Origin of the sequence: Clostridioides sp. GD02404, from assembly GCF_045898275.1 — a bacterium.
Lineage (GTDB): Bacteria > Bacillota > Clostridia > Peptostreptococcales > Peptostreptococcaceae > Clostridioides > Clostridioides difficile_A.
In genome coordinates, this window is sequence record NZ_JBJOCA010000020.1 from 24,610 (window position 1) to 41,096 (window position 16,487).

14 protein-coding genes and 1 other annotated feature are annotated in these 16,487 nt (G+C 28.1%); of the genes, 1 reads left to right on the top strand and 13 read right to left on the bottom strand.

Features of this window, described 5'->3' with window-relative positions; translation table 11 throughout:
• Window positions 1-35 precede the first annotated feature (35 nt).
• The 12 genes from Q3287_RS12725 to Q3287_RS12780 form a co-directional block, all read right to left on the bottom strand.
• A complete protein-coding gene (locus Q3287_RS12725; RefSeq protein ID WP_407964157.1) occupies window positions 36-707 on the bottom strand; it encodes an amino acid ABC transporter ATP-binding protein in 672 nt (223 codons plus the stop codon).
• 31 nt (window positions 708-738) lie between these two features.
• Entirely contained in the window at window positions 739-1,350 is a 612-nt protein-coding gene (locus tag Q3287_RS12730; protein WP_021384590.1) for an amino acid ABC transporter permease, read from the bottom strand.
• Window positions 1,351-1,387: 37 nt separating this feature from the next.
• Window positions 1,388-2,191, bottom strand: a complete 804-nt coding sequence (locus Q3287_RS12735; RefSeq protein ID WP_054270255.1) for an amino acid ABC transporter substrate-binding protein — start codon at window positions 2,189-2,191, stop codon at window positions 1,388-1,390.
• A gap of 126 nt (window positions 2,192-2,317) precedes the next feature.
• Window positions 2,318-2,580 (bottom strand) — a binding site (T-box leader).
• Between the two features lie 85 nt (window positions 2,581-2,665).
• Window positions 2,666-3,973, bottom strand: a complete 1,308-nt coding sequence (locus Q3287_RS12740) for a hypothetical protein (protein WP_407964158.1) — start codon at window positions 3,971-3,973, stop codon at window positions 2,666-2,668.
• Window positions 3,974-4,533: 560 nt separating this feature from the next.
• The gene (locus tag Q3287_RS12745) at window positions 4,534-4,977 is read right to left on the bottom strand and encodes a hypothetical protein (protein WP_054276670.1); all 444 of its coding nucleotides are present in this window, start codon (window positions 4,975-4,977) and stop codon (window positions 4,534-4,536) included.
• Between the two features lie 208 nt (window positions 4,978-5,185).
• Window positions 5,186-5,563 (bottom strand): C-GCAxxG-C-C family (seleno)protein, encoded by a 378-nt coding sequence (locus tag Q3287_RS12750; RefSeq protein ID WP_054270252.1) that lies wholly within the window; start codon window positions 5,561-5,563, stop codon window positions 5,186-5,188.
• A 114-nt stretch (window positions 5,564-5,677) separates the two neighbouring features.
• A complete protein-coding gene (locus Q3287_RS12755) occupies window positions 5,678-6,172 on the bottom strand; it encodes a methylated-DNA--[protein]-cysteine S-methyltransferase (RefSeq protein ID WP_407964159.1) in 495 nt (164 codons plus the stop codon).
• A 147-nt stretch (window positions 6,173-6,319) separates the two neighbouring features.
• The gene (locus Q3287_RS12760) at window positions 6,320-10,573 is read right to left on the bottom strand and encodes an acyl-CoA dehydratase activase-related protein (RefSeq protein WP_407964160.1); all 4,254 of its coding nucleotides are present in this window, start codon (window positions 10,571-10,573) and stop codon (window positions 6,320-6,322) included.
• Between the two features lie 367 nt (window positions 10,574-10,940).
• Window positions 10,941-12,110, bottom strand: a complete 1,170-nt coding sequence (locus Q3287_RS12765) for a hypothetical protein (RefSeq protein ID WP_219674039.1) — start codon at window positions 12,108-12,110, stop codon at window positions 10,941-10,943.
• A 385-nt stretch (window positions 12,111-12,495) separates the two neighbouring features.
• Complete coding sequence (gene gap / locus Q3287_RS12770) at window positions 12,496-13,512, bottom strand: type I glyceraldehyde-3-phosphate dehydrogenase (RefSeq protein ID WP_021384519.1); 1,017 nt, start codon at window positions 13,510-13,512, stop codon at window positions 12,496-12,498.
• 437 nt (window positions 13,513-13,949) lie between these two features.
• Window positions 13,950-14,558 carry an NUDIX hydrolase gene (locus Q3287_RS12775; protein ID WP_407964161.1) on the bottom strand — a complete coding sequence of 203 codons (609 nt, stop codon included), beginning with the start codon at window positions 14,556-14,558 and terminating at the stop codon, window positions 13,950-13,952.
• Between the two features lie 73 nt (window positions 14,559-14,631).
• The gene (locus tag Q3287_RS12780) at window positions 14,632-15,333 is read right to left on the bottom strand and encodes a B3/4 domain-containing protein (protein WP_054270247.1); all 702 of its coding nucleotides are present in this window, start codon (window positions 15,331-15,333) and stop codon (window positions 14,632-14,634) included.
• A 225-nt stretch (window positions 15,334-15,558) separates the two neighbouring features.
• Between Q3287_RS12780 and Q3287_RS12785 the strand changes: the two genes are divergently transcribed.
• Window positions 15,559-15,825: a DUF1294 domain-containing protein gene (locus Q3287_RS12785; RefSeq protein ID WP_054276665.1), complete on the top strand. Its 267-nt coding sequence runs from the start codon at window positions 15,559-15,561 to the stop codon at window positions 15,823-15,825.
• A gap of 101 nt (window positions 15,826-15,926) precedes the next feature.
• Here Q3287_RS12785 and Q3287_RS12790 read toward each other — a convergent pair whose 3' ends face one another.
• Complete coding sequence (locus Q3287_RS12790) at window positions 15,927-16,346, bottom strand: YjdF family protein (RefSeq protein WP_054270245.1); 420 nt, start codon at window positions 16,344-16,346, stop codon at window positions 15,927-15,929.
• Between the last annotated feature and the right edge of the window lie 141 nt (window positions 16,347-16,487).

Consider the following 16,487-nt stretch of genomic DNA (forward strand, 5'->3'; position numbering starts at 1 on the left):
TTATAAATGTTCCTATAACTTCCATTTATAAAATATTAAACAATTTTTTCTTTGATTTTAACATTTTCTACTATACCGTCTTTTATACTTATAATCTTATCTGCAACATTATTTGAGAAAACAACATCATGTGTAATTATTAGTATAGTCATCCCTTTATCTTTAAGTCTGTTCATTATATTGACTACTCTTTGAATAGTATCAATATCAAGTGCAGAAGTAGGTTCATCAAAACAAAGAACCTTTGGCATTAGTGCACATGACCTAGCTATTGCAACTCTCTGTTGTTGTCCTCCTGATAATTCAAATGGATAGGAATTTAATTTATCCTCTAAATCAACTAATCTTAAAAGTTCTCTAGCCCTCTCTTCAGCTTCTTTTCTAGGAACTTTAAATACATTAACTGGAGACTCAATTATGTTTTCAAGAACTGTCATATGAGGAAATAAGTTAAAATTTTGGAAAACCATACCTATTTTTCCTCGTATCTTTGTCATATCTTTCTTATTTTTTATTATCTCATTATCTATTATAATCTCTCCACTATCAAATTCTTCAAGACCATTTATACATCTCAATATTGTAGTCTTTCCTGCACCAGATTTTCCAAGTAAAACTCCAATTTGACCTTCTTCTAACTCAAAAGAAATATCTTTAAGTACCTTATTTTTTTTAAATGATTTATTTAAGTTTTTAATTTTCAGCATGTAAAAAACCTCCTCCTATAATATTGTAACTTTATCTATAATAAGAATATTTTTTTTCAAGTAATTCAAATCCCTTAGTAAGTATAGCTACAAATATAAGATATATTGCCCCTGCCTCAAATAGTGGTAATAAGCTCGCTTCTCTGTTCATTGCTATTTGAGATATTCTTAAAATATCATTTAATCCTAATATATATACTAAAGATGTATCTTTTACTAATGTGATTACTTCATTTGAAATAGGTGCTAGTATTCTTTTAAAAACCTGTGGAAAGATTATTCTCTTATACATTGTAAATTTATCAAATCCTAGTACTTTTGAAGCTTCATATTGTCCTCTATCGATTGACTGTATTCCACCTCTAAATATTTCCGCAAAATATGCTGCATAATTTAAGAAGAAAGCTACTATTCCAGCTGTAAATCTGTCAAATACAATTCCTAAAAGAGGTAATCCATAAAATATGACTATCATCTGTAAAAGTAAAGGTGTCCCTCTCATTATTAATATATAACATTGTGTAATACCACTTATTAATTTATTTTTTGATAATCTTAAAAATGCAACTGCAATCCCCAATGGAATTGATACTATCAATGTTATACAAAACATTGCTATAACTATCTCTAAACCTTGTAACATGCCTATAGTGCCCCCTTCTTAACAGCTAATCTATCTTTTACTTAAACCACTTATCATAAATTTTGTCAAAAGCTCCATCTTTTTTCATTTCTTTTAATGTTTCATTTATTTTCTTACAAAGTTCTGGATTTTCTTTAGAAGTTGCTACAACATAATCTTCTAATCCAAAATCTTCTTTTAACACTTTGTATTTATCTTCACCTTTTTGACCCATATAGTATCTAATTAAAACTTCATCACCAACAACTGCACTAGTTCTACCTATTTCTAAATCTCTAAGTGCTTTATCATAAGTATCATAAAGAACTGGTGCTCCACCTTTTAAGCTATTCATGAAATCTTTATCCTTTTCCACTGCATCAAGTGCTGTTGAACCTTGTTGTGTTCCAACTTCTTTATCTTTTAAATCTGCTTTTGAATTTACTTTTGAATCACTTAAAGTAACTATTATTTGTTTATTTTGTAAATATGGTTCTGTATATGATACTATTTTCTTTCTTTCATCTGTTATAGAGTACCCATTCCATAATACATCTACAGTCTTTGAGTCATTTAACTCAGTTTCTTTCATTGACCAATCTATTGGTTGGAACTTAACTTCCATTCCAAGTCTCTTAAATGTCTCTTTAGCTAACTCTACATCAAATCCTACAGTATCTCCTTTTTCATCTAAAAATCCCATTGGAACAAATGTATTATCAAACCCTACAATTACTTCTTTTTTTGCTTCTTTTGAGGCATCTTTTCCCTTTTCATCATTTGATTTTGAACAACCTGCCATTCCACTTACTAAGCCTAACATAATTGTAAATATTCCTAATTTTTTTAATATATTTTTCATAATATTCTCCCTCGTCTTTTAAATTTTTAAATATTTTGATTATTTTTTAAAAAGTATATCTGTTGCAATATAATTCTCTGCGCGCTTAAAAAATTATATTAAAAAAACTCCCGTCTCTAGCTTCTGCTAGAGGACGGGAGTTGACTCTCGTGGTTCCACCTCTGTTCATTAATGCCTCACGACACTAACCTCTTTAAGTACAATAAAATAATTATACTCTAGCACTATAACGGGTGCAAGGATTCCGGAAAGCTCCTAATGAAGTATCTTTACTCTTTCAGAGTTCTGCTCAAAGATGTGTTCAAAGTAAAATCTATTGCTCCTCTCACCAATCGGAAACTCTCTGTTTAAGATTAACTACTTCTACTATTTCTTTTCTTAGCATTTAATGTTGTTTTGAATTGTTATTATGATATTGATTTTATAGCATAAGGCAATATCTGTCAATATATATTTTAAAATAAATATAAAAATTTAATTCCAAGGAACAACTTCTACTTCACCATAACATCGTTCTACTAATCTATTGGAATACTCACCTCTATACCCCAAAATAAAGAGTAAAACAAGCTCAATATATCTTGTTCCTATTGAGATTATATTCCAAATATCTTCAACTTCTAACACAGCTCTATGAGTTCTCCTGCTTGGATGAACTATACTATTCCTTAAATAAATCACTAAATCCACCCCATCATCAAACTTGTTTTTTATTGTATTATCAAATATATTTAATTCATGTTTTCCATATGGTATTTTGCATGTATCAAGTAGTAGTTTTATATTTTTAGATGCTAAGTTGCAATCAAAAGCTTCATCTGTAAGTATTTTATTTTGCTCTACTAAAATTACATATGATAGAGTTTCAAGTGCAATTTGTACAGATATTATGTTATTTTCCATAGTAACACTTCCAAGAGATTCTATATACCAGTCAGTAACACTTTTTATGGCAGAGCCATAATAAAAATCTTCTAATTTTTTGCACATAAGACTTATATATTTCTCCATATTATGATAGTTTGAAAGTGTATCTGACCATGTTGGTACATATCTAAATGGAGATATCTGATTTTCATTCCATATTCTATAGACTTCATTTCCACTTCTATATCCTTTGGCCAAACAAAATCCAACATACCTTCCACACATAAAACTCAAAGCTGTTGATATTCTATCTAAAAGATTTATTGTATTATTTGTTCTAAAAATTCTACCATCTTTTCTTCTAACTCTACCTATATGAGTTATTATTGCTCCAGACTTAGACCTTAAATCTGACTTAAGTTCTTTTCTATAATCATATCTTTTATCTATAGTCACAACATAATCATTTATATCAAATTCGATTCTACCTGCATATACTTTATCATTATATTTAATGAGTTTGCCTGGTATTTTATCTAAGTTTATTATATTAAAATCTACATGTTCAACATAAGAGTTTTTGGATTTTATACAGTCATCATTGATATATCCTTCTATAGTAACATCACTTAAAGTGTTTATTGTTATGGAAATGATTTTATAACCATGAACTTCAAGAATAGCATTATCATAATCTAAAGCTAAATTATCATCATCATTATCTATTTCTTCAATACAACCTATATCTGCCTTAAAGTTTATAGATATTGGAGGTGTCATTTTATAATAAATTTTTCCATTACATCTATATTTTTTATCTAAATATATGCAAAATCGACCTTCATAGATATTAATATCTTCATTGATACCATAGCTTAAATACTCTGATGTTATAGCATCATCAATTGCTTTCATTTTAATTCCCACCTTTGCTTTTGTATAATAACATAGGGATTGTAGTTCTTTTTTATTTAGTAAAACTCAATCTATTATATAATTTAACGTATTATTTCATTACTTATGTACTTTAATAATTTTCTATAAAAATAGTGTCATTCTAGTATCATCGTTTATTTAATACATTATGTAATTTATTTAAATTTAATTCTTTAAAAATTTATATTACTTACTTGCAATTTCTACAGTTTATTACATCCTTCCTTGTAATTATAGCACAATTTTATAATTTCATATTATATATTTATTTCCTTTGTTTTTATTCATTTAGATATTATCATCACTATATATGTATTGTCAAAGAAAACATTTAATTTATCAAATATCTTATAACATATTACATAAGACCTCATATGTACATTATTTAGTTAAAAAACTAATAATCTTATCTTTTTTTAAATAATTTTTTAAACAAAAATGGCAGCTTTGATTTATTGTTTCAAAACTGCCATCAAACTGAAAATATTCTATTTTGATGTATAGAACTTTATCATTACATTAATAGTCTTTTACTTCCATCAATTTTCAAGCTTAGATAAAACTTCACTTATATCTTTTTCCACTAATGGTTTCATATTGTTATTGTAAATACTTATGTTTGCATTACTTAGCTCCATTTGTATACGATGGATAAGATTTTTTTTATGCTTTGTAATCTTAGGTAATGATTTAATAAACATTCTTGAAACAGAGGGTTTCTTATCTGCAATGTGACTTAAAATATAGTCTATATTTATTTCAATTTTATTATCAGTATCCCATTGAGCATTTGCTGCTATTAATAGAAGTCCTCTTGCCCTAATATATGAGCTTTCATTATTGAGCATCTCTAAAAATGAGTCAAAAAAACAATATGTAATATTTGATTTCATACTTTCATTTTCTAAAAACAAAAAAGTTTTATATGCTTCATTGTGATTTTTTGAATATAATTTGTTAATAAGTAAATTTATATCTTCCAATCTTCTCATCTCCCTCATAACAAACATCTATTTAAACAAAGTATAACAAATGGATATAAATAAATGTCTATATTAAAAAAAATTCTAAAATTCTACTAAAATCACTTACTATTTATTTACAAATAGTAATCATAAAATATTATAAACTTATTGATTATAGGCTAAAAAAATAAGCTATCAAATAATTTATACTTGATAGCTTATTTTTTTATAATTCTTTTTTTAAAGTTTCCTTTAGACTATCATATGCAAAATCCATTATCTCTCTACATGCAACTAAATCTTTTTTTAAGTCTATACATAGTTCTGAGCCATACTCTTTTCTTACTGTTGTAGTCAAATCTTTAGCATACACTTTAGCTTTAGTACTTTCATCTTCATGATTTCTGCCTTTTACATATCCAATTATTATATTTGAGGCATTTACTGCACCACATAAACTAGCAACTCCACAACCTGAACCTAGTCCACTTCCTAAACAAACTGGTATATCTGTATTAAATTCCTCATTATATGCTTTTATAACTGATTCTGCACAATTAAAACCTTTTTCATGATATTTTGATGCTATAACTTTATTACACATTAAAATTCCCCCTCGTATTTATAAATTAAAATATTTTTTTGATATTTTTGTAAAAAATACTTCTTTTTACCATTATTATATCAAATTTTAACAACAAAAACACTTTTTTCTAGATTATATACTTTTTTCTAAGTTTAATAGTATCTCTTTCAAATCAGAATGATTTCCCATATATCCACCAATATTATTTTTACCAACCACTCTATGGCAAGGTATTATTATTGGAATTTTATTACTTTTACTTGCTTGTCCTATTGCTCTCACCGATTTTGGATTATTTATATTTTGTGCTATCTCTGAATAATACAAGGTCTCTCCATATGGTATTTTTAACATTTCCCTATAAACTGATTTTTGAAACTCAGTCCCTTCAATACGAATATCTAAATCAAATGCCTTTCTTTTTCCCTTAAAATAATCATCTATCTGATTTATAGCTTCTTTTAAATCTTCCTTGCTTCTTTTTATGTCAATTCCTTTTTTGATATATTCATCTTTTAATTTATTAAACTTTTCATCTCCTATATCTATGCTGACTATAAAACCATCTTCACTTAATATGTACAAATTTCCTATTTTAGATTGATAAACATCATATACTAGATTCATATAACTTTCCCCCTTTACTCTAGTATACATATAATTTTTTAACTAATAAAGAGTTACCCTAAAAAATAGGATAACTCTTCTTTTATAACTGCTTAATATATAATATTTTTTTAATTTATTAACTTTTAATATATCAAAACATCAATTTTATATATTTTTGAAAGCTTTAGAAAGCATAAGTTTTATCCTGTTAAGCTGATTTACCTCACTTGCAGAAGGGTCATAATCAATAGGTATTATATTTGCATTTTTATACAATCTTTTTAATTCTTTTATAGAACCTTTACCAATTATATGATTAGGCAAACATCCAAAAGGTTGCATACAAATAATATTTTCTACACCTTCATTTAAAAGCTCAACCATCTCTCCAGTTAAAAGCCAACCTTCTCCAGTTTGATTACCTAATGACACTACTGGTTCTGTATTTTTAGCAACAGTCTTTATGTTCCCTGGTGCATAAAATCTTTTACTCTTATCAAGTGCCTTCTTATACACCCTTTGGTATATTCCAGTTATGTATATAAATGCTTCTCCTATAATTCTACTCTTTCTACTTCCCTCCAAATGAGTATGTTTATAAATAGTATTAAATGCACAACTTAAGAAGAAATTTGTAAGGTCTGGAACAACTGCTTCGGCACCTTCTCGCTCCAATATATCTACTAAATTATTATTTGCGATTGGATGGAATTTCACTAAAATTTCTCCTACTAAACCTACTTTTGGTTTTTTTACATCAAGTATCTCTAAGTTATCAAATTCCTTTACTATATCTTTTATATTTTTAGTAAATACAGAAATCTTTGCTTTGACAAGAGAAGTTTTACATAAATCAACCCATTTCTCATATAGAGCATTTGCACTTCCAGTTACCTTTTCATATGGTCTCACCCTATAAAGTACCTTCATCAATAAATCTCCATATACAACTGCCATAAAAAGTCTATTGATTAATTTTAGTGAGATATTATCCATTATTCCGCTATCTTCTATTCCATTTACACTAAGTGCTATTACAGGGACATCTTTAAATCCAGCATCATACATAGCTTTTCTCAAGAATCCAATATAATTTGTAGCTCTACAACCTCCACCAGTCTGAGTTATAGTAACAGAGGTGTTATTTAAATCATATTTACCAGATTTTAATGCTGTTATTAATTGACCCACAACTATTATAGCTGGATAACAAGCATCATTATTTACATATCTTAGTCCCTCTTCAATTACATTGCTATCTGTATCTTTTAAAACCTCTATATTATAACCACTTAAATTCACAGCCTTTTCAAGAAATTGAAAATGTATTGGAGACATTTGTGGAGCTAATATAGTATGTTTGTTCGTTATTTGATTATTTTTAGCATATTGTATCCTATTTATCTTTATATTTTTAACATCTATATTTTTGCTTTCTCTTTCAAACATGGCTGCTTTTAAAGACCTCATTCTTATTTTAGCAGCACCTAAATTGTTGCCTTCATCAATCTTTATGATAGTATATATCTTTGATTTTTCATTAAGTATTTCCTGAACTTGGTCTGTGGTTACTGCATCCAATCCACATCCAAATGAATTAAGTTGAACCAATTCTAAATAATTTTTATCTTTCACAAAGCTTGCTGCTTTATACAATCTTGAATGATATACCCATTGGTCTACAACTCTAAGAGGTCTTTGTATATTTGCTAGGTGGCATATTGAATCTTCAGTAAGTACTGCCATATCTAATGAGTTTATAAGTTCTGGCATACCATGATTTATTTCTGGGTCTATATGATATGGTCTCCCACATAACACAATCCCCTTCATATCTCTTTCTTTTATTTCTTTAAGCGCTCTTTCTCCTGCAGCCTGTATTTCCATTTTAAAGGAATTTTGTTCATCAGTGGCTTTATCAACTGCATTATTAATTTCTTCTTTAGTTATCTTTATACCTGAAAAACTTTTTGATAATTCTTCATAAAGTCTTTTTTTCAATTTTTCTTTGTCATTTAGACTTATAAATGGATTTATATAGTTTATGTTCTTATTTCTTATATTTTCCACATTATTTTTTATTACTTCAGAATATGATATTACAACAGGACAATTATAATAATTATCAGCGCTTGAATCCTCTTTATTTTCATTGGTTACGCTTGGATAAAATATATTTTTTATGCCCTTTGCAATTAAGTTTTCTATATGTCCATGAACTAATTTTCCTGGATAGCAAACTGTTTCAGAAGCAATACTAGTTATACCAGTTTCATATAATCGTTTTGATGACCTATCTGAAAGTACAACTCTAAATCCCATATTATTGAAAAAAGTAAACCAAAATGGATAATCTTCATACATATTTAATACTCTTGGTATCCCAATCTCTCCATTTTTTGCTTCTTCTTTTTCCAGTGGTTTATATCTAAAAATCCTATCATATTTGTACTTAAATAAATTTATTGGTTTTTTCTTTTCTAGTCCTATTTTTTTATCGCCATAGATAGCTTCGCCTTTCTCACATCTATTTCCTGAAATAAAAATTTCATTATCAGAAAATTTATTTATAGTAAGAAGACAATGATTTGAGCATCCTTTACATCTAGTTACACTCGATTCTAGCTTTATATTATTCAATTCTTCCTTAGATAATAAAGATGTTTGATAGCCACTTTCATACTTTTCTTTTGCTATAAGTGCTGAACCAAAAGCTCCCATAATGCCTGAAATATTAGGTCTAATTACATTTTTTTCAATTAATTTTTCAAAGCTTCTAAGCACCAAATCATTATAAAATGTTCCACCTTGTACAACAATATTGCTACCAATTTCATTTAAATCTCTAATTTTTATTACTTTAAACAAAGCATTTTTTATTACAGAATAAGATAACCCTGCTGATATATCCCCAATACTTGCTCCTTCTTTTTGAGACTGTTTTACTCTAGAATTCATAAACACAGTACATCTTGAACCTAAGTCTACAGGATTTTGAGAATAAATCCCTTCATGTGCAAATTCTTCTATTGTCATAGATAGAGAAGTTGCAAATGTTTCTAAAAATGAGCCACAACCTGAAGAACAAGCTTCATTTAATATTATATTGTCAATTACTCCATCTTTTATTTTTAGGCACTTCATGTCTTGGCCACCAATATCAAGTATAAAATCTACATCTTTATTGAAAAATTTAGCAGCTTTATAATGTGCTATAGTTTCTATTTCTCCATTATCAATTTTTAATGCTTTTTTAATAAGACCTTCTCCATATCCAGTTACAGTTGAGCTCAGTATATTAATGTCCTTTGGCAATATATCATATATTTCATTTATAACTTTAATAGTAGTTTTTAATGGATTTCCTTCATTACTATTATAATAAGAATATACAAGTCTTCCTTCTTCATCAATAAGAGCTGCTTTAGTAGTAGTGGAACCTGCATCAATTCCTAAATAACAATTACCTTTGATTGAATTTATATCTACATAGTTTATTTTTTCTTTTTCATGTCTTCTTGAAAACTCTTCATATTCGTTTTTATCTCTAAATAATGGTTCTAATAAATTTACTTCTCCATCTTCGATATTCTCTATACTATCTAGCTTTTCTATTAGAAACTCTAAATTTATACTATCTTCATCTACTGATAATAATCCCGCTCCAATAGCGATATAAAGTTGTGCATCTTCTGGAAAAATTATATTTTCATCTTTTAAATCTAATACTCTTTTAAATGCTTCTCTAAGCTCAGATAAAAAGTACAATGGACCGCCTAAAAATGCTACATTCCCTTCTATTTTTCTTCCACAAGAAAGAACACTTACAGTTTGTACGACAACAGCATTAAAGATACTCATGGCGATATCAGTTTGCTTAGCTCCATCATTTATGAGAGGTTGAATATCTGTTTTAGCAAAAACACCACATCTTGAAGCTATTGGATATATAACATTGTACTCTTTTGCTAGCTCGTTTAATCCACTAGCATCTGTCTTTAAAAGTGACGCCATCTGGTCTATAAATGCTCCTGTACCACCTGCACATATCCCATTCATTCTTTGGTCTATTCCTCCACTCAGATATGTTATTTTTGCATCTTCACCTCCAAGTTCTATGACAACATCAGTTTCAGGATGGAAATATTCTATTGCTTTTGTACTAGATATAACTTCCTGAACAAATTTTACTTCTAGTTTTTTAGATATTCCAATTCCACCTGAACCAGTTATTACAATCTTAGTATTTATATTTCCCAATTTTTCATATATACCATTTAGTACTTCTTTAACTGATTTTTTCACATCAGAATAATGTCTTCTATATTCTTTATGAACTATATTATTACTATTATTAAGTACCACAACCTTCACCGTTGTAGAACCTACATCAATTCCTATATGAAATAATTCATCCATTGTATCCCTCCATACTTATATGCTTTTTTTAATTTTTGTAAGTTCTATGGCTTTATTTTAAGTAAGTTATTCTATAATCTTTATGACTAATATTTTTATTTTATGATTATTTTATTAATCAAGCTTACTCTACTAGGTAATTCCCAATCCTAACCTTAAATTTTAAATAAGAACATATAGTTAGTGTACTAAATTTTGTCATAAATTTCTACAGATTTTTGTTACTTTTTACATAAATATAACGTAACTCTAATATCTACTTAATATTTATATATTATCTTCACTCATCAAAAAATGGTTGCTAGCGTACAAATTCTTCTTGTACACTAACAACCATTTCTTATATACTATATTTTATTAGCTATACTTATCCTACGAGCATAAATATGAAGTGGGCTGCTGCTCCTGCACATAAACCACCTATTGTATGAGAAAGAATAGCTTTACCTGCTAATTGTCTAGCATTTAATGCATCCATCATACCAATATGTGTACTTAAATATCCACTCCAACACATCCCCATAGCTGTAAACACTGCTATATCATTAGGAGTTATAGCTCCTGATTTTATAAACTCTGGAACTAAAGACATTGCTGCTCCAACAGCTCCCAGTGAAGTTATAGGGAAAGCTATTGCTTCTGGTGATGTAAATCCAAACAATGGTTCTAATATAAATCCAAGTTTATCTCCAATAACTGGAAGTAATCTTATTCCTTCATATGCAGCTCCTGTATAAACCTCTTGGCCTGTAACAGGGTCTGTAGATGGTCCAAAAGTTAATAGCATGACTAATGTACATACTACTAGGACACCTGGGATTATAGCCATTCCCATATCTACTCCCATTTTACCACCCTCAAGAATTGCATCTAAAGCTCTTTGGAACACATTTCCTTCTCTGACTTCTCTAAATTCAGATTTTTTCTCTAGTGACCCTGTTGCTTTATCTTCCTCTGGATTGTATTTATAAAATTTCTTAGTAAATGTCAACATTATTCTAACACTTACTATACTACCTATAACAGCACCTAAATTACCAATTAATGCTGGAAGTACATATTCTGTACCTTGTGAAATCATAAATGTTGTTAAGATAAGTCCCATACCAAAAGCTGTTCCTAAGTTACATAATGCTGGAACTTGATATTTTTTAAAGTACTGTGTGAATGTTTTATCTTTAGCAAAAGGTATAATAGCTGGATTATCTGATAAATAAGTTGTTATAGCTCCTGCTATACTAGCACCAGGCAATCCATACAAAGGCTTCATAAATATAGCGAAAATTTTATTAATTAATGCTATTACTCCAAACTCTGAAAGTAGTGCGCTTAATGCGCCTGCAAGAACTGCCATAGCCATAATTAAGAAAACTGTCTCTAATAGTAAAGCATGTGCTGTACTCATTATTACTTTGAACATCATTCCAGCTCCCATAATACTACCAACATATCCAAAACCAACTACTAGTAATATTAAGAAAACAAAAGTTTCCATGCTTACTGCCTTAACCTGTCTCCTGTCTGTTAACTTCTCCATTTTGAATCATCCCTTCTTTTTCTTTTGTTGTAAAGTTTAACAAAACCTTTTCTCTTTTTTAATTATACTTATAAATATTACTGTTTGCAACTTTATTTGTCATTTTTTTATCATAATTAAAATGAAAATCAGTATTTTAATAATAAAAATTTTTCAGATTTATGCAAGCTTTCGACATCTTATCCTTCATTTTAGAAAAAGTATGATTCCTTACTAATTATACACAGGTTACTCTAACGACCTAATATCCACCTATAAGTTGTAACTTGTATCTTTTATAGTAAACAAAAAAGATTATGAAAAAATTTTTCCTTCAATATTTTTCATAATCTTTTTTGATAATTTTATGGAATTTTTTTTAAATTTTTTTTAAAAAAGTTATGTATTATTGTAATTTTTCAGCTATATATTTTACTAAATCAACTGTTCTTGATGAATATCCCCATTCATTATCGTACCATGACACTACTTTAACCATATTGTCTTCTATAGCCATTGTGGATAGAGCATCTATAATAGATGATCTAGAATCTCCTCTAAAGTCTATAGAAACAAGTGGTTTGTCACAATATCCTAGAACTCCTTTTAATTCTCCTTCAGCAGCATCTTTTAATGCAGAGTTTACTTCTTCAACTGTAACGTTTTCTTTAAGTTCACACACTAAATCAACAAGTGAAACTGTTGGTGTTGGCACTCTAAGTGAAAAACCATTTAATTTTCCTTCTAATTGTGGTAATACTCTTGACACAGCTTTTGCTGCTCCTGTAGTGGTAGGTATTATAGATTCAGCCGCTGCTCTTGCTCTTCTCAAGTCTTTATGGCTCTTATCTAATATTCTTTGATCGTTAGTATATGAATGTACTGTAGTCATTAAGCCTTTTACTATACCAAATTTTTCGTCCAATACTTTAGCAAATGGTGCTAGGCAATTTGTAGTACAAGATGCATTTGAAATTATATTGTGCTTTTCATTATCATATTGTTCTTCATTAACTCCAATAACTATAGTTATATCTTCATTTTTTCCTGGAGCTGTTATGATTACTTTTTTTGCTCCTGCTTTAATATGCTTTTCTGCCTTTTCTCTTTGTGTAAACAATCCTGTTGATTCTATTACTATATCAACTCCAAGTTCCTTCCATGGTAATTCTTCTGGGTCATTATATCTTAATATTTTTATTTCCTTAGAATTTACTACTAAAGTATCTTCATCTTTTGCTTCTACTTCACCTCTAAAAGTTCCATAGCATGAATCATATGTAAATAAATGTGCCAAAGATTCTGTTGTTGCTCTTGCATTTATGGCTACAATTTCTATATTATCTCCTAATTCTTCTTGAGCTATTCTTAATACAGCTCTTCCTATTCTTCCAAATCCGTTCATTCCTACCTTAATTTTCATTATGAAATGTCTCCCTCCATTACTATGTTTTTACATGATTATTGTACACTAAACAAATCATTTGTTCAATACTTTTTCTTGATTAAATAATTAAATTCTATGTTTTTTTATTATCAAAAGAGAATTAGTGTATCATTTTTATCTGTTTTGACCCTCATTTAGTATATACTTTTTATCATGCGAGGTCTGAAGTCATTTATTTTACTCAATGTCCCTTGGGACATATTTCGCCATCTTTTTTTTGAATTTTTAAACTATACTTATTCATAAAATATACTATATTAGATACTCTTTTTTAATTTAAAATAATAAAAAACAGATAAATTATTATTTAGCCCAAAAATATATCAACTTTTAAACTTTAATACACAAAAAAGAGATTATAATTTCTATAACTAAAATAAACTTTAATCATATCTATAATCTCTTTTCTATAACTATTCAAATAATTTTGTTCCTAAACTTACAAACATCTGTAAAATTAAAAATGCTTTTGTATCTATTTTATGATTACTTGCTAGAATCTCTTTGGCTTCTTCTTGCGAGATTAAAAAAGCTTCAATGTCTTCATCAGGTTCTAAAAATTCATCTGTTATCTCTCCGTCACATATACAATAGATAAATGCAACAGATTCATCACTCATTCCAGGAGATAAGTATACTTTATCTTTACTTTTATCTTTTTTGATTTCTAAAAGAGTAAGTCCTGTTTCTTCTCTAAGTTCTCTTTCAACAGAAGTCTCTATAGATTCACCTTCATCAACAAGCCCTGCTGGTAATTCATATATATAGTCATTGATAGGTACTCTAAATTGTTTTATCAAAATCAGTTTTCCACTACTTTTATGAAGTCCCACTATTACAACTGCATCTGCACTATCTTCTTCATTTTTCAAATAAATGTGTTTTAGTTCTTCATGACTTTTTCTTGACGCTACCATCCAAACCTTATCTTCATTCAATTTATTCTTATACTCAATTTCAAAAAGTCCTATAAACTTATTTTCAATCAATGGATTTACATTATTTATTATAGTTTTTTTCAAATTTACTACGACCTTTCTTTTTTAATACCATCAAGCAAATATAAATATGATGCCTTAATAAATATTTACCTTATTATATTTCCATTTCTGGATTATCTTTATCTACAAAACCTACTTTAATCTCACAATCAAAGATTTCTTTTAATAACTTCGCTAATTCTTCTCTTGCACTCATTACTTTATCCAAATTAGCATCAGTGAAACCATCTATAGGGAAAAATATATTTTTTGAACTATTAGTTATTTTTCCTTCCTCTCCTTGTCTCCATATCCATCTTCTAGTTTTTACCATATCTCCAACAGAATAGATTAATTCTCCCTCTTCCATTAACTCAACATCAGTTTCTCCAAATGGAACAAATTTATCCCCTTCTTTTGAAAATCTAACATATACATCATCATTTCTAAAATCCATATCATGCGCACCCATTGGAAGTAAATATTTTAAAGAAATAGAATTTCCTAAATCTACAATAGGATTTATATGAGGAAGTTTCTTATTCTTAGCAACTCTTGTTGTCATTGCTTCTATTGAACTCATAAATTTGTTTGGGTTCATTCCCAAGCTTCTAAAGGCTTCTCTATATGGTATGATTTCTTCTGATTCTTTCACTTTTTTATCTTTAAAGTAATCTTCTACTCTATCTATACTTATATCTAAAAGATTACTTATTCTTTCAATTTCTTTAGTATTATCTATCCCTTTTGCTACTACTACCCCAAAACATACATTTTCTAATTTATCAAAGACTTCTTTTTCTACTATAAATTTCATTTTGTCTTATCCTCCTGTTATTTACATTATTTTCTAAGTAAATTTTATCACTTTATGTCTTATAAATATACCCCCTATTTATCAATTGTTTAAGTTTTTTAAATTTTCCAATTAATGTTATATTTAATCTTTCCAAATATCTTATATGTACTAATTGCAAATTTAACTTTCAAAAACAGAACTCTTACTTTATAATGTATAATATATTTTTATGGAGGTTAGATTATGAAAAATTTTATTTTGATATATTTTATAGTTATTAATTTTATTGCTTTCTTTTCAATGTATATAGATAAAAAAAGAGCAATTAAAAATGAATGGAGAATAAAAGAAGCCACTCTTATTTCTATGGCTGTAATTGGAGGCAGTATAGGTTCTATAACTGGTATGTATTCTTTTAGACATAAAACTAAGCATATTAAATTTACGTTTGGGATACCATTTATAATATTCCTACAATTATTATTAATATATTTTTATATTTTAAAGTAATTGAAATACAAAACTTTATTTTTCCAATAAATTAAGGTGTATGAAACTTTTGATTTCATACACCTTTTTCTAGCAATTCATAAAAAGACATCTAATTAAAATTAATGACCTTTATGTTTGGCTTTTCTCTTTTCTTGTTTCAAATTGAAAAGTCTTTCTTTTTCTTCTTCTTTCCTATCTTTAGCTAGAATTTTTTTATCCTGCTTTCTTTCTTCATATTGATGCTTAAGGGCATTTTGAGCCTTAGTTCCTATAGTTTCTTTTTCTTGTTCCTTTTTTACTTTTCTCTGCATTCTTTTGTATCCAACTTTGTCTTTTGTTATATTCTTTTCTAACTTAATACTACCAAAATCTAATGAGAAAAATCTTTCAAGTATAAATTCATATACTTCTACCTCTTTAGGTTCTGCTCCAAAAACTACTCTACATGCTTCATATTTCTTACCATCTTGTCTTTCAAATACACCTATCCAAAATGGCTCTTCAAATAAAACTGTCAATTTTCCACTAACTTTGTCCATTGCTAGTTCCTCCTATTTAGTTACTTTCTAAAGAACGGACAACCAAGGAGGCAGGTTACTGACAGCAATTGCTGCGTCTGGACTACCAACCAGACTGTGTTTTTATCTTTATAAATTAAATATTATCTTTTTTGATAATCA

Bases quoted from the DNA above. Each gene is read 5' to 3' on its own strand.
- Q3287_RS12760 (WP_407964160.1), bottom strand. From the start codon at position 10,573: ATGGATGAATTATTTCATATAGGAATTGATGTAGGTTCTACAACGGTG.
- gap (WP_021384519.1), bottom strand. From the start codon at position 13,512: ATGAAAATTAAGGTAGGAATGAACGGATTTGGAAGAATAGGAAGAGCT.
- Q3287_RS12780 (WP_054270247.1), bottom strand. From the start codon at position 15,333: ATGAAATTTATAGTAGAAAAAGAAGTCTTTGATAAATTAGAAAATGTA.
- Q3287_RS12750 (WP_054270252.1), bottom strand. From the start codon at position 5,563: ATGTGTAATAAAGTTATAGCATCAAAATATCATGAAAAAGGTTTTAAT.
- Q3287_RS12735 (WP_054270255.1), bottom strand. From the start codon at position 2,191: ATGAAAAATATATTAAAAAAATTAGGAATATTTACAATTATGTTAGGC.
- Q3287_RS12730 (WP_021384590.1), bottom strand. From the start codon at position 1,350: ATGTTACAAGGTTTAGAGATAGTTATAGCAATGTTTTGTATAACATTG.
- Q3287_RS12790 (WP_054270245.1), bottom strand. From the start codon at position 16,346: ATGGACAAAGTTAGTGGAAAATTGACAGTTTTATTTGAAGAGCCATTT.
- Q3287_RS12765 (WP_219674039.1), bottom strand. From the start codon at position 12,110: ATGGAGAAGTTAACAGACAGGAGACAGGTTAAGGCAGTAAGCATGGAA.
- Q3287_RS12755 (WP_407964159.1), bottom strand. From the start codon at position 6,172: ATGAATCTAGTATATGATGTTTATCAATCTAAAATAGGAAATTTGTAC.
- Q3287_RS12785 (WP_054276665.1), top strand. From the start codon at position 15,559: ATGAAAAATTTTATTTTGATATATTTTATAGTTATTAATTTTATTGCT.
- Q3287_RS12725 (WP_407964157.1), bottom strand. From the start codon at position 707: ATGCTGAAAATTAAAAACTTAAATAAATCATTTAAAAAAAATAAGGTA.
- Q3287_RS12740 (WP_407964158.1), bottom strand. From the start codon at position 3,973: ATGAAAGCAATTGATGATGCTATAACATCAGAGTATTTAAGCTATGGT.